At 32.9% G+C, this 18,930-nt stretch carries 17 protein-coding genes and 3 pseudogenes; 10 read left to right on the forward strand and 10 right to left on the reverse strand.

Going from position 1 to position 18,930, the window contains the following annotated elements:
- The 4 genes and pseudogenes from AC0NJG_RS12950 to AC0NJG_RS12965 form a co-directional block, all read right to left on the reverse strand.
- Window positions 1-478, reverse strand: a pseudogene (locus tag AC0NJG_RS12950) (AAA family ATPase); the annotation flags it as partial.
- An 80-nt stretch (window positions 479-558) separates the two neighbouring features.
- Complete coding sequence (locus AC0NJG_RS12955) at window positions 559-984, reverse strand: hypothetical protein (protein ID WP_308901156.1); 426 nt, start codon at window positions 982-984, stop codon at window positions 559-561.
- A gap of 1 nt (window position 985) precedes the next feature.
- The gene (cotS, locus tag AC0NJG_RS12960) at window positions 986-2,044 is read right to left on the reverse strand and encodes a spore coat putative kinase CotS (RefSeq protein WP_088327369.1); all 1,059 of its coding nucleotides are present in this window, start codon (window positions 2,042-2,044) and stop codon (window positions 986-988) included.
- 24 nt (window positions 2,045-2,068) lie between these two features.
- Window positions 2,069-3,205, reverse strand: a complete 1,137-nt coding sequence (locus AC0NJG_RS12965; protein WP_088327367.1) for a glycosyltransferase family 4 protein — start codon at window positions 3,203-3,205, stop codon at window positions 2,069-2,071.
- A 153-nt stretch (window positions 3,206-3,358) separates the two neighbouring features.
- Here AC0NJG_RS12965 and AC0NJG_RS12970 point away from each other — a divergent pair, with 153 nt between their 5' ends.
- Together AC0NJG_RS12970 and AC0NJG_RS12975 are read left to right on the forward strand one after the other, a co-directional pair.
- On the forward strand, window positions 3,359-4,462 hold the full coding sequence (locus tag AC0NJG_RS12970; protein WP_088327395.1) for a CotS family spore coat protein: 1,104 nt from the start codon (window positions 3,359-3,361) through the stop codon (window positions 4,460-4,462).
- 370 nt (window positions 4,463-4,832) lie between these two features.
- Entirely contained in the window at window positions 4,833-5,174 is a 342-nt protein-coding gene (locus tag AC0NJG_RS12975; RefSeq protein WP_000384715.1) for a hypothetical protein, read from the forward strand.
- Between the two features lie 58 nt (window positions 5,175-5,232).
- Here AC0NJG_RS12975 and AC0NJG_RS12980 read toward each other — a convergent pair.
- A pseudogene (locus AC0NJG_RS12980) lies at window positions 5,233-5,826 on the reverse strand (SH3 domain-containing protein); the annotation flags it as partial.
- Between the two features lie 495 nt (window positions 5,827-6,321).
- Between AC0NJG_RS12980 and AC0NJG_RS12985 the strand changes: the two are divergent.
- On the forward strand, window positions 6,322-6,822 hold the full coding sequence (locus AC0NJG_RS12985) for a YxiF family protein (protein WP_474063130.1): 501 nt from the start codon (window positions 6,322-6,324) through the stop codon (window positions 6,820-6,822).
- A gap of 95 nt (window positions 6,823-6,917) precedes the next feature.
- Here AC0NJG_RS12985 and spoVS read toward each other — a convergent pair whose 3' ends face one another.
- Window positions 6,918-7,193 (reverse strand): stage V sporulation protein SpoVS, encoded by a 276-nt coding sequence (spoVS, locus tag AC0NJG_RS12990; RefSeq protein ID WP_000427804.1) that lies wholly within the window; start codon window positions 7,191-7,193, stop codon window positions 6,918-6,920.
- 483 nt (window positions 7,194-7,676) lie between these two features.
- Here spoVS and AC0NJG_RS12995 point away from each other — a divergent pair, with 483 nt between their 5' ends.
- Complete coding sequence (locus tag AC0NJG_RS12995) at window positions 7,677-8,234, forward strand: preprotein translocase (protein WP_087995872.1); 558 nt, start codon at window positions 7,677-7,679, stop codon at window positions 8,232-8,234.
- Window positions 8,235-8,388: 154 nt separating this feature from the next.
- Here AC0NJG_RS12995 and AC0NJG_RS13000 read toward each other — a convergent pair whose 3' ends face one another.
- Window positions 8,389-9,990, reverse strand: coding sequence for an esterase/lipase family protein (locus AC0NJG_RS13000; protein WP_474063131.1), 1,602 nt, complete (start codon window positions 9,988-9,990; stop codon window positions 8,389-8,391).
- A 549-nt stretch (window positions 9,991-10,539) separates the two neighbouring features.
- On the opposite strand from AC0NJG_RS13000, the gene AC0NJG_RS13005 reads away from it, so the two are divergent.
- Window positions 10,540-11,379, forward strand: a complete 840-nt coding sequence (locus AC0NJG_RS13005; protein ID WP_087995875.1) for an arylamine N-acetyltransferase family protein — start codon at window positions 10,540-10,542, stop codon at window positions 11,377-11,379.
- Between the two features lie 95 nt (window positions 11,380-11,474).
- Here AC0NJG_RS13005 and AC0NJG_RS13010 read toward each other — a convergent pair whose 3' ends face one another.
- Together AC0NJG_RS13010 and exsG are read right to left on the reverse strand one after the other, a co-directional pair.
- Window positions 11,475-11,684: a hypothetical protein gene (locus AC0NJG_RS13010; protein ID WP_000830253.1), complete on the reverse strand. Its 210-nt coding sequence runs from the start codon at window positions 11,682-11,684 to the stop codon at window positions 11,475-11,477.
- Window positions 11,685-11,845: 161 nt separating this feature from the next.
- A complete protein-coding gene (gene exsG / locus AC0NJG_RS13015; RefSeq protein WP_000395674.1) occupies window positions 11,846-11,998 on the reverse strand; it encodes an exosporium protein ExsG in 153 nt (50 codons plus the stop codon).
- 208 nt (window positions 11,999-12,206) lie between these two features.
- Here exsG and AC0NJG_RS13020 point away from each other — a divergent pair, with 208 nt between their 5' ends.
- Window positions 12,207-13,160, forward strand: coding sequence for an excalibur calcium-binding domain-containing protein (locus tag AC0NJG_RS13020; protein ID WP_474063132.1), 954 nt, complete (start codon window positions 12,207-12,209; stop codon window positions 13,158-13,160).
- A 121-nt stretch (window positions 13,161-13,281) separates the two neighbouring features.
- Here the strand turns inward: AC0NJG_RS13020 and AC0NJG_RS13025 are convergent, their stop codons facing one another.
- The gene (locus AC0NJG_RS13025) at window positions 13,282-13,851 is read right to left on the reverse strand and encodes a group-specific protein (protein WP_087952720.1); all 570 of its coding nucleotides are present in this window, start codon (window positions 13,849-13,851) and stop codon (window positions 13,282-13,284) included.
- 193 nt (window positions 13,852-14,044) lie between these two features.
- Between AC0NJG_RS13025 and AC0NJG_RS13030 the strand changes: the two are divergent.
- The 4 genes and pseudogenes from AC0NJG_RS13030 to AC0NJG_RS13045 form a co-directional block, all read left to right on the forward strand.
- Window positions 14,045-14,180: pseudogene (locus AC0NJG_RS13030) on the forward strand (DUF542 domain-containing protein); the annotation flags it as partial.
- A 336-nt stretch (window positions 14,181-14,516) separates the two neighbouring features.
- The gene (locus AC0NJG_RS13035) at window positions 14,517-15,479 is read left to right on the forward strand and encodes an AAA family ATPase (protein ID WP_087995878.1); all 963 of its coding nucleotides are present in this window, start codon (window positions 14,517-14,519) and stop codon (window positions 15,477-15,479) included.
- Entirely contained in the window at window positions 15,479-16,693 is a 1,215-nt protein-coding gene (locus AC0NJG_RS13040; RefSeq protein ID WP_087952723.1) for a DUF58 domain-containing protein, read from the forward strand. Before AC0NJG_RS13035 ends, AC0NJG_RS13040 begins: the two co-directional genes overlap by 1 nt.
- Window positions 16,690-18,918, forward strand: coding sequence for a transglutaminase TgpA family protein (locus tag AC0NJG_RS13045; protein ID WP_474063133.1), 2,229 nt, complete (start codon window positions 16,690-16,692; stop codon window positions 18,916-18,918). The genes AC0NJG_RS13040 and AC0NJG_RS13045 overlap by 4 nt, the downstream gene beginning before the upstream one ends.
- The last annotated feature ends 12 nt before the right edge of the window (window positions 18,919-18,930 follow it).

Here is an 18,930-nt window from a genome sequence, read left to right on the forward strand (position 1 = left end):
CGTCCTCTTCTTCGTCTTCGTCTTCGTCCTCTTCTTCTTCTTCTTCTTCTTCTTCTTCTTCTTCTTCTTCTTCTTCTTCTTCTTCTTCGTCTTCGTCCTCTTCTTCTTCTTCTTCGTCCTCTTCTTCGTCTTCGTCTTCGTCCTCTTCTTCTTCTTCTTCTTCTTCTTCGTCCTCTTCTTCTTCTTCTTCGTCTTCGTCCTCTTCTTCGTCTTCGTCCTCTTCTTCGTCCTCTTCTTCGTCTTCGTCCTCTTCTTCGTCTTCGTCCTCTTCTTCTTCTTCTTCTTCGTCCTCTTCTTCGTCTGTAAAAGTAACTTCTGTTTCATCAAAATATTGAATTTCAACCTCTACACCATTATGCGTGCCTGATTGTATTACTTCAGCTAGAGCTTTTAGAACTTCTTGTAAATCATCTCCAGGATTAACACTAAAGCCATTCTCAACATCTAGTTTTATTTTTGCTCTTTTCACATTAGCCATTTACCTAACTCCTTCCATATAGATTTATATATACTATGTTGAAAGAGTATAAAAAGATTAATATATTTGCGGAAGTTTCATTAATCGTTCTCCTTAGCGTTATTTACCAATATTGATACCCATGGACCTTTTAATGGATGATCCGGAGTAATAATAGTGACTTTTATTTTTGGCTTTTCTATTTGTGTTAAAACGGTCTCATTTAATTCCTTACTTTGTTCTTCCAGCTCTATTACATCTTGAATCTCTTTATCTTGTACTTCATCAATCATTGTAGTTTTTGGTGGTGACTCCTCTTCTAAATCTAGCAATCCAATTTTGGGTAACTCCTCTAATTCCACTTCCTTAATAACCGCTAAATTCTCTAGCACCGAAGATTCATTTAGTACAATATTTTTTTGCTGCTCATACTCTGACAATTCCCATCCCATTGGCCCTGGTGGAGAAAACACAAATTTTTCTAAATCTAAAATAGGGATTATTATCTCTTCTTGTTCTGAACTCATTTTATTTCCCCCCACTATTACTCTTGATTTCATGATAAATATCAGAAAAATTTTGTAAAAATTCTTCCTTAGAATCTTCAAGTGCAATAATATTTTGCAATGCCCAAATATACTTTTCGTCAGACCATGAACGCTTTTGTCCTAAATAGTATTTATGTGCAATTGAACAGAATAAGTGAGGAAACGATAAATCAGTCCAAAGAACACGAAATTGTTTTTCTAAAAAGGGATTTTCCGAATTATACGCACTCAACATATGAATAGCTAAATTAGTATCCCAAACTGACATTTTTTTCATTACTTTATTTAAAATAATACGTAGGTCCCTCACTGGTAAATCACTTGTAATAGAATGTAACTCTTTCATAAACATAGCATCATCTATTTCTGTGAACCTCGCTAATGTAAAATCTTGCTGACAAAAACTATTAGATGCAATAACTTCTTTTGTCCATTGGTCATAATATGGATCATTTAGTTCTTGTAATGCTTTCTTTCCACGTGCTAACATCTTATCAACATACTCTAAAAACATAGTTGAAAATACATCATCTGGAAAGGAAAGTGCAATTCTTTTGTTTCCTTCTAACTCTTGTAATTTCCATCTGTATAATTTATGCCATTTTCCTAATCGACTCCGAATTTTACTTTCTTTCATCGGAATATATCCTTCCGAGGCTTGATGGAATTTACCTGCATATATTAGTACCTTCTCTAATTGTTCTTTATTATAATAAATAGCTTCTTTCCCTTGATGCTTATCATATAGTACATACGCATACTCATTAGATCCAATACAAAAGCCTCCTCTTTTTGTTTTATGAATTTTTGTAATTGGCAATCCATTTTGAAGGAGATGTAAATGTGCTCCAGCAATAAATAGCATCCTTTTGGGGTGCATTTGTGCTTGTTTTAATATTTTTAACCCTTCTTCTGTTTCAACTTCCCACATTGTTCTCCCACTTCTGCTTGATTGTAAAAAAACATTACTTATTTCAAATGGATAAAAGCTAAGGACCTTTTTTAAATGTTCACTCTCTAATCCGGTTGTTTCTTCCACCTTTCATCATCCCCTTCTTAAAATTTATAAGATTTCCCCATACACTTTCATTAAATCCATAGCAACTCGGTTCCAATTAAATTCTTTTTCAACCTTACTACGTCCATATTTCCCTAACTGTTTTCTTTTATTTTCGTTATTTAAAAGATTAATTATCTTTTCTGCATATGCATCAGGGTTTTCAAAGTCATTGACAATATATCCATTTTTTCCTTCTTCAATTACTTCAGGATTACCACCTCGATTACTCGTAATTATTGGTAAACCTGCTGCCATTGCTTCGTAATGCACCCTAGCAAGGGGCTCTTGCCACTGTGAAGAGCAAACAAAAATATCTGACATAGCATAAAGTGTTGAAATATCCTTTGGCTTAACAAATTTAATAAAGATTACATGTTCTGGAAACATCGCACCTAAGGTATATAAGTGTTTTACATAATTATTTACATTGTTATCTCCAAACCATTTTGAACCAATAAATACCATTACAATGTCTGGATTCTCCTCAATTATTTTAGGAAGAGCTTGTAGCAAAATATGAGGACCTTTTACTTTACTCAAGCGTCCAACAAATAAAACTATTTTTTTATTTTGTAAATTCAACTGTTTTTGCACATGACTTTTAACTTTTGTTCCATTCACAGTCCACGAAGGATAGTACTCATTTACATCTACACCAGAATATACTGTTCTCGTCTTTGCTTTTGCAGCTCGAAAGCGCGAGGTAATTGTTTTTCCTATATAATCACTAACTGTTACAATTTTTGAAACAGCTGCAATACATGCTTCTCCCTCTTCATCACTTATCTTTTCATATGCAAACATTTCATTATGCACACTTAACACAAATTTCGTCTGTGGTGCTGCCTCACGTAAAATTGTAATCCAATTTGGACGATTGCATAAATGAACTACATCATATTTTTCCTGTTTCAAATGTTTAATAACATAAGGGAGATATTCCTTTTCTGGAAACCGTATATACCTTACGCCTTTGTTTTTTTCTTCTGGTTTCAAATTTGGATCTGTTATAGAAATAACCGTCACATTTTTTCCATTTGAAGCAATAATGGGAGCAACAGAATCTATATAAATTTGAATAGCTCCACCTCGTACAGCCGGTACAGGTAGCTTTTCAGTCGAAATTATTGCAATTTTCATTAAAACGCCTCCCCGTTTCATAAAAATACAACCTTCTTCATATGTTACGAAAAAAACTTTGTGTTTGTGATTTATCTACCATTTTTTCATCCTTTATTATGAAAATTAGTCAATAGTACTTTTTCTTCTTAAAGGCAAATGGCTAGAACAAAAATGGTCATGTACCATACAGTAATAAGAGAGTATAAAAGGATGGTGATATATGTGGAGAATAACAATGAAGAAGCGGTGTATACATTATCGCCCGAAGAGGAACAAAAACTAGTAGAATTGGCAGCGACAATGATTCAACATTGGGATATTCAAGCAACTACAATCGAATTAATACAAGGTGGACAACTGGCCTTAGTATGGAAAATTCAAACTGCAGATGGACCATTTTGCTTAAAGAGAATTCATCGCCCCGAAAAAAAAGCTCTATTTTCAATTCACGCTCAAGATTATCTAGCCAACAAAGGCATGCGTGTTCCAAGTATAATCCCAAGCAAATTGAATCAGTTGTATACAAAGCACGGTCCATTTTTATTTGTTGTTTATGATTGGATTGAGGGGAGACCATTTGAGCTTACAATGCAAGAAGATCTTGAAATGATTATGAAAGGGTTAGCAGATTTCCATGTAGCCTCGATTGGCTATAAGCCCCCACCAGGCATACCTATATTTACAAAACTAGGACGTTGGCCCAATCATTACATTAAAAGATTTCAACAGATGGAGATTTGGAAAACTTTATCCGCAACTATGCCAGATGATCCATTTTCACAGCTATATTTGGCTGAAATTGATGCGTTTATTTTAGAAGCAAAACAAACTTACCAAAGACTATTGGAATCTGAATATACTAAATGGACTGACGAATTACAAACATCCCCCAATTTATGTCATCAAGATTATGGAACAGGAAATTCCTTATTAGATCCAAGTAATCAAATTTGGGTAATAGATTTAGATACGGTTTCTTACGATTTACCTATTCGAGACTTGCGTAAAATGATTATTCCTCTATTAGATACAACTGGTGTTTGGAATGAAAACCAATTTAAAATTATGATTAACGCATATGAGTCAGTTTCTCCTTTAACAGCTGAGCAGAAGAAAATTATGTTTATTGATATGTTATTTCCATACGAATTGTATGATGTAATTCGCGAAAGATATGTTAGAAAGTCGCCTTTACTTGCTGATGAGCTTGCTGAGGCTATAGAATATGAAAGGATTAAGTCAAAAGCTTTAAATATATTAATAGAGGAACTTTAATATGCAATACTAAGAGTACTAGTGTGAAAATTACTATTATTAATAAAGAAAATAGTTTTGTTGCATATTTGTATCCATATAAACAAAAAAACGCTATTCTTTTTGTAGAATCATAGGAAAGGATGGCGTTTTTGATATGAACTTATCGATTATTATTGAATTAGAATTGTTTTCTAAAGAGTTGCAAGGATATATGTCACCTTAGAAGGACTGTTATTTTTTATTTCGCTCTTATATACTTGCAATCACATAAACCTTCATAAACACATCGTACTTAGCTGCTAACGTTTGTTTTTAGATGGTAATGGTAAAATTATTTCTGCATTTCCAAGACAAGGTCGATAATTTAATTTTTAAGGGAGAAAATAATATGGATTACAAATTTGAGTTACTTAGTACAGGAAGTTTAGTTATTAGACTACCAAAGGAATTCGATATTTTAGAAGCTTTTTTAAATGTAGAGGTATCTGAATTCGGTGATTGGATAGCAGAAACTGTAGATAAAGTTTTAAATGAAAAAAGTGATTATGAAAAAATAAGTGCGAATATTTTTGGGGCAGATGTTCGAAGAGATAAAACTGTTATATTTAATAAGTATGATGAAGATGAAATCGAAATCCCTCTTGAAATAGAAACTATTACATTAAGAAATCTAATAGATATTTGGTTAAATGAATACACAAAATTGAAAACCGAAAAAAATAACAATTAAATGATGTTACATACAACACGAAAAAGGCCGCCTATAATAAGGGGCCCTTTTCGTTAAATTAACGCACATTCACATACGTATCAATAGCCGTAATATAGAAAACTTGCCCATGACTATTATGCACTTTATATTGATACGAATCATTTACACTTATCTTCGCATCAATTATAAATCCTAATCCTGCATCTACAGAACCAGCCACATCTTTATCCTGCCAAGATGGAGTATCGTAGAAACGTAGATTGTTAAGTTTTGAAACAACACGTTTTCCAACAATAGAAGAATCTACTGTGCTTTTCTTACTAAACTTCACATAAGATGGATCGTTTTTAATCCATTGCTCACCGCCAAGATTTAACCAACCATCCATTTTACCCCACACCATATATGATTCTGGTTTATTTAACTGACGAATCTTAGAATAGCTTGTACCTGATCCTTTACGTAAATTTACGTTATATCCTTCAATGCATGCCACACCATCTGTTACAGCTGTTGGCACTTCTTCTGGTTTAGGTGGCTTTTCAGGAACTGAAACTTCTACATTAGTATTATTGTATGCACATTGCACATCAACACGAAATTGAACTTCTGAAACACCGTGACTACGCAAGTAATCAAGTGGATCTTCATGATCTGTTCCACTTAAAAATCATTCATTATTTATCTGGTTATTTTTTCCTATTATCTTATAATTTAAATTAGGAAAGGGAGGAAAATATATATGTCTAAAAATGAAACTGTACTATTAAATCAGATTGAGATAGTAATTGAAATTTTAAAAAATATACAAAAAGAAGATCCCTTCTATAAAGATTTATGAAAACGATGAAAACGATTAAACCGTTTAGCCACTTATCTGCAAAGTAAATCTCGTGGAATTAAAGGCGTAGTGAGAGCCTATACTGAAACCGATCTCGTAAAAAGATTTGACGATCCTCTACTTATTGAATTAGATAAATTAGAGACTATGCTAAATGAAAATAAATAATATTAAACCGACTTCGAAAAATGACTCAGATATGTAGAAGAACAAACAGATAGAATATTAAAGGAAGCTTGCATGTATCCCTTTTTAGAAAAACAAGTGAAACTTTAGTCAGTGGGGTTTTATTCACCCACCACGCGAGTAAAGGTGTGAAAATTTTTGAGTAATATGAAGAAAAGCCGAATTGAAATTCTAAAAATGAAAGCAAAAAGAACTGGTAGTAGAAAAGAACTGCTAGACGAACTTTCTAATATTGTTACAATTTCTATGGACTCATTTATGGAGCCAGAATCTAATGATTTATTTTGTAAAGACTTATTTAATACGCTAACACAAACTTCAAACATAAAAAACTTTGGTAGCACTAATTATGAAGAAAACAGAAGACTATCAATAGTACTGTTAAAAGAAACAGCTAAAACTATTAAATTTCCAGTTGATCAAGGGAGACTCTTTTTCTCTAAGGGTGGTAAATTTGAAGCAGTTAAACTGAACATTGGTGAAGTATTTGAGAATTTAGAAGAGTTATCAACCATATCAAGATTTCTAACTGGATATGCAGATTTTGTATTAGCTGGGGACGATTTAGAATTCGGAATCGTTATTGAGCGCACTGAATACCACTACGAATTCAGTATGTGGGGTGTATCCACAATATGAAATACGAAAATACAAAAGACCACTTCAAAATGAGAGTGGTCTTTTTATTTCTTTATCTATTAGTTTTTTCAAATCCCACTTATCAATATTCTTTTTTAAGACCTTTTCTTCCTAGGACCTATAATCAATTTAATCGCAGTTCTTTCTTGATCATTAATAGTAACCTCTTGAAATGCTGGAACAAAGGCTAAGTCAATACCACCTGGAGCAACAAATCCTCTTGCGATTGCAATTGCTTTAATCGCTTGGTTTAATGAACCAGCCCCAATTGCTTGAATTTCTACATTGCCACTTGTTCTTAGTACACCCGCTATTGCACCTGCAACTGAATTTGGGCTTGATTTTGAAGATACTTTTAATATATTTTCCATGTAAGTTGCTCCTTCTATCATTTATTCGTTCTTTCGTTACGATATAAAATATTTCAACGTATCTTTAACTACTATTCACACCAAAAGCCAACAATGCTACATATGTACATTCATTCGATACTTTTCGTCTTCTTCCTGCCCCACTACGTAAATAAAGGACAACAACCGTAAACTCTTATATACAAACGTTTCAAAATACAGACATTCGCTTAAACGATCACATCATTGCAACTGAGATTTCTGATTTTATTTTTACATGTGAAAATAAAATATGCGTTCCCGCTTGACTTCAATCTTTCAAGATATTCCACTGATATTTTCACCAAATTATTAATCTTTTCTTCTTCAAAAATGGTTACAGCTTCTATTCTATTACTATATTTCATCGTATTAGCACATTATACTCCAAATCTATCACCTTTTATATAAGACAGGCATAAAATACTATGAGTATACACTTCATTCATAATAGGAGGTAATATATTGGGTTCGTACTATCATTCTTCAAACTCCAATAAAAAATGTTCATGTAAATCTTCTTCTAGCTCATATAAAAAATGCTCATGCAATTCCTCTTCTAGTTCCTGTAAAAAAAGCTGTCCAGCATACGGTACTTTTTGGCAAACGGAGTTTATAACTGTTCCTTTCGGAGATCCTTTTCCATTTAATCACGTTGGCCCTATAGCAGGAGGCGTTTCCTTACTAAATCCTACTACTATACAATTTAGTCAAGCTGGTGATTATAGAGTTTCTTTCATTTCGACTATTAACACTACTTTAAATCCTGTATTTCCACATATCCCAGTCATGACTATATTTTTAAATAATAATCCACTTGCTAATAGTCAAGGTGACTTTGCTTTTCAAATGAATACTTCATCAAATAACGAATGTCTTCAACTAGTAGGCGAAACGATTGTTACAGTTCCTGCTAATGCAACTCTTCAATTGAAAAATAATAGTGGTTTTAATCGTCAAAGTATTGTAACTTGTGACAATGGTATAAATTCAGTTGAATTAACAGTTACAAAACTAAGTTAATATTATTTCTTTACATTCAGATACTATTTCAGCATCTTTTTTTATTGAATAACAGTTTTCTTCGACTTTTATTATCTCTCATCACGCAAAAAAGTGCAGAATTCTTTCTAACACAAGATTTCTGCACTTTTATATTATGCTTATTTATTCTTCCTTATTTCTCTACATAAACCGACTTAACAATTGTACGACTATAAGATTTTCCTTCTTTATTCATCCCTTTTATATCCATCGTAACGTTATATACTCCTGGTTGCTTTATGTTCTTCAAAGCACCAGTAAATGTATTGTTATTCACATTTTGTAATTCATTAAATTCAGAGACTAGTTTTCCTTCTTTACTCACGACTCTTACCGTTATAGAAAGATCCCCTTTCATTTCAGGTGCCACAGGTGATTTTTTCAGTTTATACTCAGATTTATTCGCTTTAACTTTTGTAGGCATTTGAAGAACAAATGGTGCGTCACTCTTGTAATCGCTTATAACTAAATATGCATCTTTCGACTGCTTCGCCATCATTTTAACTTTCCATTCTCCTACATCCATTTTATCAAATTTAAATGTTTTAATTGTCGCACCACCAAAGAAAGATTCACCTTCACCAGTAGTTATAACGCCATCTTTATTTGTATACATTTTTCCTTTTGGTGATATCATTTGTACCTCTACATCAGAAGACGCTGTTAATATAGAAACGATTCCTTCTGCCTTTTTATCAACTGTAACGGTTTGCTCTATCCACTGATTTTGTGGCAATTCTCCTCCTAATATGTTTTGATTTGAAGTTGTATTTAATTGTTCTATATTTTCATTTGAACTAGTGCTGGATGCTACTAAAGCTGGTACGGCTACATTTGACGTACGTAAATATGGCTCAATTCGCGAGAAAACAGCAGATCCTTTTCGTATGTTATCATGATCAAATCTGGAATCTGTAAATAAATGCGTTCCATACGGCAACTTAGCACTCCATTCATTTACTAGTCCATCATTTGAACCGTATGATGACAAATATAACCCGCCCATAGATAACGCAGAAAATACTGGTCCCCAGCTTGTCCCAGTAGCGGTATAGTAACGGTTTAATTTAGCTGCTGGATTATTATCAATCGTTGAACGAAATTTTGCCATTTCCCCCATTTGTAATGAGTACGTACCATCATCTTTTTGACCTAATATAGAAGCAAGCCATCCCGCCCACCAACTATATGATAAATCAGCTAAGTTTGATCCATGATGTGGTGTCGCAAGCGTGATAACATTTCCGACAAATCGATTTGCACCATATCCTACTAATGCAGCCTGTGTATCGATACCGCCTTTACTATGTGCTACAATATTAACTTTTTTACCGAAATGATTATATATTTCTTCTAATTTTTGTGCTAACAATTTTCCGTTGTCCCACTGACTAGCTGATCCTTTTCCAGCAGCATCATATAATTGTATAAATACTGTTTGATAGCCTGCTTTCAAAGCATAGTCATACATATCATTTATGTCGTGATATACAGTTTTTCCATACCAACTATCTGCATTTCCATTCCTTCCTTGCACAAAGAGAATTGGAGGCTTACTTTCATCATAATTAGCAGGCTTTTTTCCTAAAAACCATTCTCCAGGTGTAAAGACTTCTTGATCTGGAAAGCCTGTTTTAAGCTCTTTTACAACTTCTGCTCGCACATTTGTGCTAATCATTGGAACCATGATAAAAAATACAATTAGTAAGACAACATATCTTCTCATCAATCGCATGTTACTCTCCCCCCACTTTTTTGAAAGAAGGTGCTCTTTGTAATTTTTTATCTTCTTTCTTAATACTAGATAATCTTTTTACTTAAACAAAATCTTGTCCCTATTCCCAATAGATTACTAGTACCCCTTCTTCCTTAACACACGTTATTCTCTTTGTTTCTATCTCTTCCTTTTGAGAGAACACTATAAAAAAATTTCTCAATAATTGTTAACTTTACTGAATCTAAATATCCCCCAATTATTATTGTTTATATAAAGCATACAAATCTTGAAAAAACTTTAGTAAAAAAACACTTTATTACCAGCCAGTTATAAAAAAAGGTAATGAAGATATGTGCTTTTATTTAATTAAATACAAACTAAACAAAATAGACGCTTATCTTATAAGACTTTCCTACCATTAAATATTAAACTGAAATTTCTGAATATAAAATAACATTTCCAGAAACATATATTATGATAATTTTCGCAGACTTGAATTAAACTTTTAGAAGTACTAACCTATCGGTGAGCAGAAGAAAATTCTGTAAAAAGAAAGGAGAATGCTTTATGATGACCGATTTACAAAAGGAGTTTTTTAAACGATTAAAAATTCCTGCAAAAGAAATAACATTTGATGATTTAGATGAAATTCTCTTAAAAATGGGATTGATTCTCCCCTATGAAAATCTCGATATTATGGCTGGTACTATTAAAAACATCTCAAAAAATAACTTAATAGAAAAGTTACTTATTCAAAAACGAGGCGGTCTTTGTTATGAATTAAACTCCTTATTGTATTACTTTTTAATGGATTGTGGATTTCAAGTATATAAAGTAGCTGGTACTGTTTATGACCTTTATGATAATAAATGGAAACCCGATGATGGTCATGTCATTATCATATTAAATCATAATAATAAAGATTATGTTATAGACGCCGGTTTTGCCTCTCATCTACCTTTACATCCAGTCCCTTTTAACGGAGAAGTCATATCTTCTCAAACGGGTGAATATCGAATTTGCAAAAGAATTACCCGAAAAGGTACACACATTTTAGAAATGAGAAAAGGAGCTAACGGGGAATCTACAAATTTCTTGCAATCTGAACCTTCAGATGAATGGAAAATAGGCTATGCCTTCACTTTAGATCCAATAGATGAGAAAAAGGTGAATAACATTCAGAAAGTCATTGTAGAACATAAAGAATCCCCTTTTAATAAAGGAGCTATCACTTGTAAATTAACTGATTATGGTCACGTATCATTAACAAATAAAAATTATACAGAAACCTTTAAAGGCACAAAAAACAAACGACCAATAGAATCAAAAGATTATGCTCGCATTCTTCGTGAATCTTTTGGAATAACGCAAGTAAAATATGTAGGAAAAACACTCGAAAGAGGATAGTTGATTAGAAGTATTTCATAATAAAGCAGATTCCATATTTAGAATCTGCTTTATTTTATATTTTGTTATAAAGAAATTTATTTTGCTTTTACCCTTTAATTTTCAATGATATACTCATCATCATATTTATCGTATTGGAGCCCTGACCCTATTTTTGATTCCGTAACTTGATCTCTTAAAAACGGTGCAGCTTCCATTTTGCTAGTTGCAATTTCAATTCCATATTTTTTCGTTAAATGGGCTAATTCTATTAAAAACCACTCTCTTCGTAATGTAACTGGAATATCAAATGTTCTTCTTTTCATATATAATAGCACCTCTTTAATTTTCATAACTTAAAAAACATTATAGTATATGCATGTCCATTTTAAATGTGCTATTAATAAAACAAATTTTAGTTTACATAAAATTATTATGTAACAGTAGAAAGGAGCTTGTCCTCCTCTTTCTACTGTAGAGATTTAAATTAAGAACATCTTGGTACACCTAAAGCTAAGAATAAACCTGCTACTCCCGCAGTAATCGGTACTTTCAACGTAATTACATCGTCTACCTTCGTTACTAAAAAGTAAGCATTACCTTCTTGTAATATACAATTCACTAACAATTGAAATTCCATTCAAATCCCCTCCTTTCAATCGATATATTATACTTTATGAATTTTATTTAAAAAGGTAATAAGAAATATATCTATTTTTCCATATATACTAAATAACAATTTGTAAATCTATTAAAAATACTAATTTTCTAAATTTATATAAATCGTGTACTATCCAATAAATTCCTATATAATCAATAGTGAAAATCTTACAAATAGAGGTATAAAAATGACGATTTTGAGTAATATTGGTGCAGCTTTATTTTTTATTGCTTTTATTCTTTTCATTCTATGTATCATCTCGTTTTTCAAGAAAAATGGAACAGCAAAACAATATGGTCGTCCTGCCGTTATTCTTTTTATGATTTCGATTGTATTAATAATAACTAGTGCTGAGACTTCTAATAACCCAATTGTTGAATTCTTTTCTATTTTAAGTTTTGTTTTATTTGTTTTCTTCCTTGTGCTAGCAATCTTATCTGTAATTAAAAAGACTGGTGTAGCAAAAAAACAATTTATTATCACAGCTATTTTATTTGTCATTTTTGTTGCATTATTAAATATTTCAGCTCCTTCTTCTGAAAAGACGACAGCAACTAGTAAAAAAATTACTTCTAACAATGCAGAACAAAAAGAGAATGAGAAGAAAAAAGAACTTGAAAAGAAAGAAGAAAACGAAAAGACTCAAAAACAAGAAGACGAGAAGCGTCTAGCTGATGAACAAGCTCGTAAGCAAGAGGATGAAAAACGCCAAGCCGAAGAGCAAGCTCGTAAACAACAAGAAGAGCAAAAGCGCCAGGCTGATGAACAAGCTCGTAAACAACAAGAAGAGCAAAAACGTCTAGCTGATGAACAGGCTCGTAAACAACAAGAGGAACAAAAGCGCCAGGCTGATGAACAAGCTCGTAAACAACAAGAGGAACAAAAGCGCCAGGCTGATGAACAGGCTCGTAAACAACAAGAAGAGCAAAAACGTCTAGCTGATGAGCAAGCCCGTAAACAACAAGAAGAACAAAAAGCACAGCAAACTCAAACACAACCTGCTTCAGGAAATACTAGTAGTGCATATTACAAAAATTGTGCTGCAGTTAGAGCTGCTGGGAAAGCTCCCCTATATAAAGGACAACCAGGTTATGCCTCACATCTTGATCGTGATGGCGATGGAGTCGCATGTGAAAAATAGTAGTAAAAAAGAAGCTTATTAGAAGCTTCTTTTTTACTACTACGTATAGTTATTACTCTTCCATTCTTGTAAGCCATATATCAATTCAAATTGGCATCTTATTTTTTAAATGCTTGTAATATTAATCATTAACTGGAGCAATACTCCAATTTATTATTTCAAGATTTTTCACCTCTATTTTTCCTTTGACAAGAACATGTGGAATTAAGTGAAACATCCCAAATCTTCTACCCTTTTCATATTCCTCCCTGTAATATTCTTTGGTGCCGGTATTTAATTGCTTTAATTCTCTATATTCATTAAAGTTGATGATTTCTATTTCGCATTCTTTTAATTCTCTATTTGGTCCACCCCAATTATGCTTTGAGTACTTGTATATTGCCATACACTGACCCTTCAATGCGCTAATAGGAACTTTATAAAACAGTTTATTTGTATGAAGGTTTATTCCTATTTCCAGTGATACTTTATAAATCTCATAAGGATGCAATGGTAAAAAATGCACAACATCATTCCATAAACATTCTAATTTTGGTATTTTACGTGTTAATAAGTTCTCCCTTTGAGGATGATCTTTATATTTTTGTATATACTCACCGTATAAATTTGGATATACACTTTTCAATTCATTTAATAGGATTAAATATTCTCCTTTTAGTTCTTCTGGTACCATATGATAAACATATTCCATAAAAACCTCCTATAAAAGATATACTTCCTATCCCAAAATTCTTCGCCATCTTTTCTATAATGTCCTCTGTTGAAGAATAATCCTATTATTCTCAAATCAGATACATAATAAGTGATTTCAATCACCACGTTGTTTTTCATTTATCGCTATTCTTAATTTAGATATTACATTTAAACTTTATGGAGGCATTCATATGGAACATACATTTACTGAGAGTTCAATTGTTGGTGAGATTGTTACACAATTTCCGAAAGCTAGTGATCTTTTTAAATCATATAGATTTTTGTTGTAGTGGTAATAAGCCACTTATTGATGCAATTCATGAAAGAAAATAATGTTTTATTTCCGCGTGCCATTACAAAGGCATAAATAAAAGCAGGACATGAGTAACAATACTCCTGTCCTACTTTTATTCACGCTTCATCACCCTCTCAATCCAAATAACTACATTTCCTATCCGCTTCTCTTTTCACATTAAACTACAAATCATTATTTACCATATTGCCCTAAGTTACGGAAACAATTATACTAGATGTAATCAGAATAAATAATCTGAATATTCTTAGAATTAAAGATGAAATCTTTACTTCCCTCAATTAGATGGATACATTCTATTTTCCGCTAAATAGATTAGAAAGCGATAATAACACATTAGGAGGATTACGATGCACCAGCTTGATTCATTACATCCCATTATAGAAAAAATAATTAACAATATTGAAAAGTTAATGGTCGGAAAGCGAAAAGAAACACTATTAGCTTTAACAGCTCTCTTAGCTGAAGGTCATGTACTATTAGAAGATGTTCCTGGCGTTGGGAAAACGATGTTAGTACGTGCTCTTTCTAAATCTATTGATGCTGATTACAAACGTATTCAATTTACACCTGATTTACTTCCATCAGATGTAACAGGTGTTTCTATTTACAATCCGAAAGAGCTCCAATTTGAGTTCAAGCCTGGACCAATCATGGGGAATTTTATACTTGCTGATGAAATTAATCGTACATCTCCCAAAACACAATCCGCCTTACTTGAAAGTATGGAAGAAGGCAATATTACAATTGATGGTATAACAAGACCGTTACCCAAGCCATTCTTTGTAATGGCTACACAAAATCCTGTCGAATATGAGGGAACATATCCTTTACCAGAAGCACAGCTCGATCGTTTCTTGTTGAAACTAAAAATGGGATATCCTACACAAGAAGAAGAATTTGAAATTTTAAACCGGATGGAAAAAACAAACCCCCTCTCCCATTTACAAGCTATTACTACAATAGAAGAATTACTTTATTTACAGCAAAGCGTACGGGAAATAAGCGTGGACAAAGCGATTAAGCATTACATTGTAAAGCTTGTTAGTCAAACTCGGTCTTATAGTTCTATACAACTAGGCGCAAGTCCGCGTGGCTCGATTGCTTTAATGAAAGCTTCACAAGCTTATGCATTTATCCATGGCAGAAATTATGTTATTCCAGACGATGTTAAATTTTTAGCTCCTTACGTGTTGGCTCACAGACTCATTTTAAAAATGGAAGCAAAATTTGAAGGAATAACAGGAGAACAAGTTATCGTAAAAATCGTTGCACGAACTACCGTGCCTACCCAAAGGAAGATGAACCTTTGATGAAAAGGATTCTACGAGTACTCTATCATTTTACTAAGTTATCATTCATTCCGTTATGCCTAGTCTTAACATTTTTATACGCTATGCTTCAAGGAGGATTTGTAAGTTGGTTTTTGTTTTACAGTATGATTCCTATTGGCCTTTATTCACTATTACTCCCCTTCTATGCTTTGCGGAACGCTGAAGTAAAACGAATAACAAATCAAGACGAATATACAGCAGGAGAACCTTTTTTAAGCACCATTACAATAAAAAGAAGATTTCCTTTTCCATTACTTTATTTAATTATAGAAGATGAATTACCATCACAATTTACAAAGTGTAAACAAACGAAGATGAATAAAGTAATACTCTTTCCAGGATTGAAACGAAATATTTCGTTTCAATATGCAATCGACACAATCCCTAGAGGAGAGCATACTTTTTCAAGCGTACGTGTGAAAACTGGCGATCTATTCGGTATAATGGAGAAAGAAGTAATTTTTTCAGTTCCAGATACATTTTTAGTCTACCCTCAGTATGTAGATATAACATATCGACAAATGGAAAATCATTTCGAACAAGGAGCACTTTCAGCAAATATAAATTTAGTAAAAGACTCTACCATTTCTGTCGGTGTGAGAGACTATAAACCTGGTGACCGCTTTTCATGGATTGATTGGAAAGCAACTGCACGAACGAACAATATTATGACGAAAGAATTTGAACAACAGCGCAGCCATAATATTATGATATTCATGGACAGAACCCCATCCCCTCTATTCGAATCAGTCGTCACATTTACTGCCTCTATTGTCAGATCTGTTTTGAAGCAAAATTCACCGGCGTCATTCGTATCTGTCGGAAAAGAACGAACTTTTTTCCCTTTAGACAATGGAGATAGTCAGTTACATCAAATCTTTTGTCATTTAGCAAAAGTACAAGCGGACAGTGTATTCCCACTCTCCCGAAGTGTAGAAATGGAATTAAGAAAAGTTTATGAGCCCGTAACAATTATACTCGTGACAAGTGATCTTTCTCCCGATATTCAAAAGGCAGCTGACTATGCTGCTATAAAAAATAGAAAATTAATGGTGTTTGTCGTAAAAGAAAAAGCAAATCAACTATCACATCGCGAACTTAGTATTCTAGAAACTCTACAAAAACGAAAAATATTTGTAAATGTAGTTTATGGAAACCAGTATACAAACGTGTTTTTTGAGGTGAGCAAATGATAACATTACAGACAAAAAAACAATGGGATATGACTAGATTTTTCATGCATGTATGCGCATTTCTACTTTTACTAGAATGGCTAAGCCCCCTTATAGGTATTACAAATGTAGGTAGATTAGATATTTTTGTAATATTTATAGGGATTTGCTTCACTCTCTCTTGTTTTCAAACAAAGTGGCAGATTCCAATAAAAGTCTTCACGATTTTATTCATCATTCATTTCCTATACTATAAAAATGCTTTTATAAATCCATCTTGGTTAACAAAATTCTTTAATGATATTTCTCAAAATTCCTCCCTGTTATTTCAGGGGAATTTGCTAGATATTTCTCCTGTTTTTCCAACACTTTTATTTTTTTTATCATTTTGGTTTTTGAGTTCTTTCATTTCCTTTTGGATGATTCATAAAAAGCATGGATTGTTATTTCTTATATTGACTATTATTTATATCACCATTTTTCATAACTTACATGTATACAATGCAAATTACGCTATTATTCGTACTGTAGTCATCGGCTTTTTTATGCTTAGTCTTCTTCGCATAGAACGAATAAAAGAGAGTGAACACTTACAAAATTATGCTAGAGAAATCTCAAAATTACTTAGACCTCTTACATTATTTATTGTATTGTCAGCAACAATCGCATACTTTGCTCCAAAATTTGGCCCTCAATGGCCAAACCCAATGGATTTTTTACAATTCAACACATCCGAAGCAAGTAAAAAACAAGAAGTTTCTAAAATTGGATATGGTTTAGATGACTCGCGATTAGGTGGTCCTTTTAAGACAGATCCTACAATTGTTTTTACAGCAGCAACACAAAACAAACAATATTGGAGAGTCGAAACGAAAGATTTTTATACCGGAAAAGGCTGGGAAGTTTCTGAAAATCAAAAGAAGGTTTCTTTTAAAAATAAAAATGACGTCGTGAGTTGGTACGAACAAAATACAAAAACGGAGACAACAAAGGCAACAATCAACATGCAAAAAAGTTATCCTCATCTTACCTATCCAGCAGGGTTAATATCAGTTGAGGCTTCTTCAGATGTATCATACAGCGTTGACCCATTTTCTGAAAAAATCTATACGATGGATGGAGATTCTTCTACTACTTTACATTCATATAAAGTAACGTATGAGGTCCCGGAGTTTTCCATAGAAAACTTAAAAGCTGTAAAAACGAATGAAGGTCAAGAATCAAATCCTTATTTCATGACAAAGTACACGCAACTTCCAGAAGCATTACCGCAGCGAGTAAGAGACTTAGCTAGTAGTCTAACAAAGGATAAAGACACCCGATACGATAAAGTATTAGCTATTGAAAACTATTTCACCGACCATTCTTTTGTATATGAAACAACGAATGTCTCATTCCCTGCCCAAAACCAAGATTATGTAGATCAATTTCTTTTCGATACAAAAAGCGGCTACTGTAATAATTTCTCGACATCTATGATCGTGTTACTTCGTTCTGCTGGAATTCCTGCTCGCTGGGTAAAAGGTTATACAGAAGGAACTCTTGATAATACGCTGGTGGGTGCTGAAGGTGAGGATGTTTATAAAATCGCGAACGATAACGCACACTCTTGGGTCGAAGTATATTTCCCTGGATACGGATGGATTCCATTCGAACCGACAAAAGGATTTACGAATCCCTATAATTTTATAAATAATACTCCTGCTCCTACTTTACAAAATAGCGAAGAAACTAATTCTCAAAACGCGCAAATGCACCAAAGAAACAATGAAGCAAAGCTTAAAAGTTTAATAGAAGATACTGAAGAAACTCCTACTAACAAAATTACAAATGCTAAAAATAAATTTTCTTGGTGGTACGTATTCCTTTCTACAATACCAATTAGTATCATCGGCTACACTCTCTTCGCTACTAGAATGAAATGGATTACATTTTTTATCATTCTTTACTATAAATATCGAAAAGATGATGCTATTTATAGTAAAGCTTACAGTGCACTTTTGAAACAGTTTGCGAGAACTGGTATACCCCGAGAGGAAAGTCAAACATTCCGAGAATATGCTCTCCATATCGATACACTTTACAACTCGAATGATATGCAACAACTTACTTTCAGTTATGAGAGTGCTATATATCAAAAAGGACAAGCCGCAACAGAATGGGAAAAATCCGTACACTTATGGGAAGTGCTTATGAAAAAAGCTGCTTCTCCGCCTAAATCAAATGACTTCCATTCAGCGATTTAATATTGACAATGT

The organism is Bacillus sp. SSR7, from assembly GCF_055902415.1.

Excerpts from the sequence above, each read along its gene's own strand:
- AC0NJG_RS13035 (WP_087995878.1), top strand. The coding sequence starts at position 14,517 with ATGCACCAGCTTGATTCATTACATCCCATTATAGAAAAAATAATTAAC.
- AC0NJG_RS12965 (WP_088327367.1), bottom strand. The coding sequence starts at position 3,205 with ATGAAAATTGCAATAATTTCGACTGAAAAGCTACCTGTACCGGCTGTA.
- AC0NJG_RS13000 (WP_474063131.1), bottom strand. The coding sequence starts at position 9,990 with ATGCGATTGATGAGAAGATATGTTGTCTTACTAATTGTATTTTTTATC.
- AC0NJG_RS13040 (WP_087952723.1), top strand. The coding sequence starts at position 15,479 with ATGAAAAGGATTCTACGAGTACTCTATCATTTTACTAAGTTATCATTC.
- AC0NJG_RS13010 (WP_000830253.1), bottom strand. The coding sequence starts at position 11,684 with ATGAAAAGAAGAACATTTGATATTCCAGTTACATTACGAAGAGAGTGG.
- AC0NJG_RS12970 (WP_088327395.1), top strand. The coding sequence starts at position 3,359 with ATGGTCATGTACCATACAGTAATAAGAGAGTATAAAAGGATGGTGATA.
- AC0NJG_RS13025 (WP_087952720.1), bottom strand. The coding sequence starts at position 13,851 with ATGGAATATGTTTATCATATGGTACCAGAAGAACTAAAAGGAGAATAT.
- AC0NJG_RS13020 (WP_474063132.1), top strand. The coding sequence starts at position 12,207 with ATGACGATTTTGAGTAATATTGGTGCAGCTTTATTTTTTATTGCTTTT.
- AC0NJG_RS12975 (WP_000384715.1), top strand. The coding sequence starts at position 4,833 with ATGGATTACAAATTTGAGTTACTTAGTACAGGAAGTTTAGTTATTAGA.
- AC0NJG_RS12955 (WP_308901156.1), bottom strand. The coding sequence starts at position 984 with ATGAGTTCAGAACAAGAAGAGATAATAATCCCTATTTTAGATTTAGAA.
- AC0NJG_RS13045 (WP_474063133.1), top strand. The coding sequence starts at position 16,690 with ATGATAACATTACAGACAAAAAAACAATGGGATATGACTAGATTTTTC.
- AC0NJG_RS13005 (WP_087995875.1), top strand. The coding sequence starts at position 10,540 with ATGATGACCGATTTACAAAAGGAGTTTTTTAAACGATTAAAAATTCCT.
- exsG (WP_000395674.1), bottom strand. The coding sequence starts at position 11,998 with ATGGAATTTCAATTGTTAGTGAATTGTATATTACAAGAAGGTAATGCT.
- spoVS (WP_000427804.1), bottom strand. The coding sequence starts at position 7,193 with ATGGAAAATATATTAAAAGTATCTTCAAAATCAAGCCCAAATTCAGTT.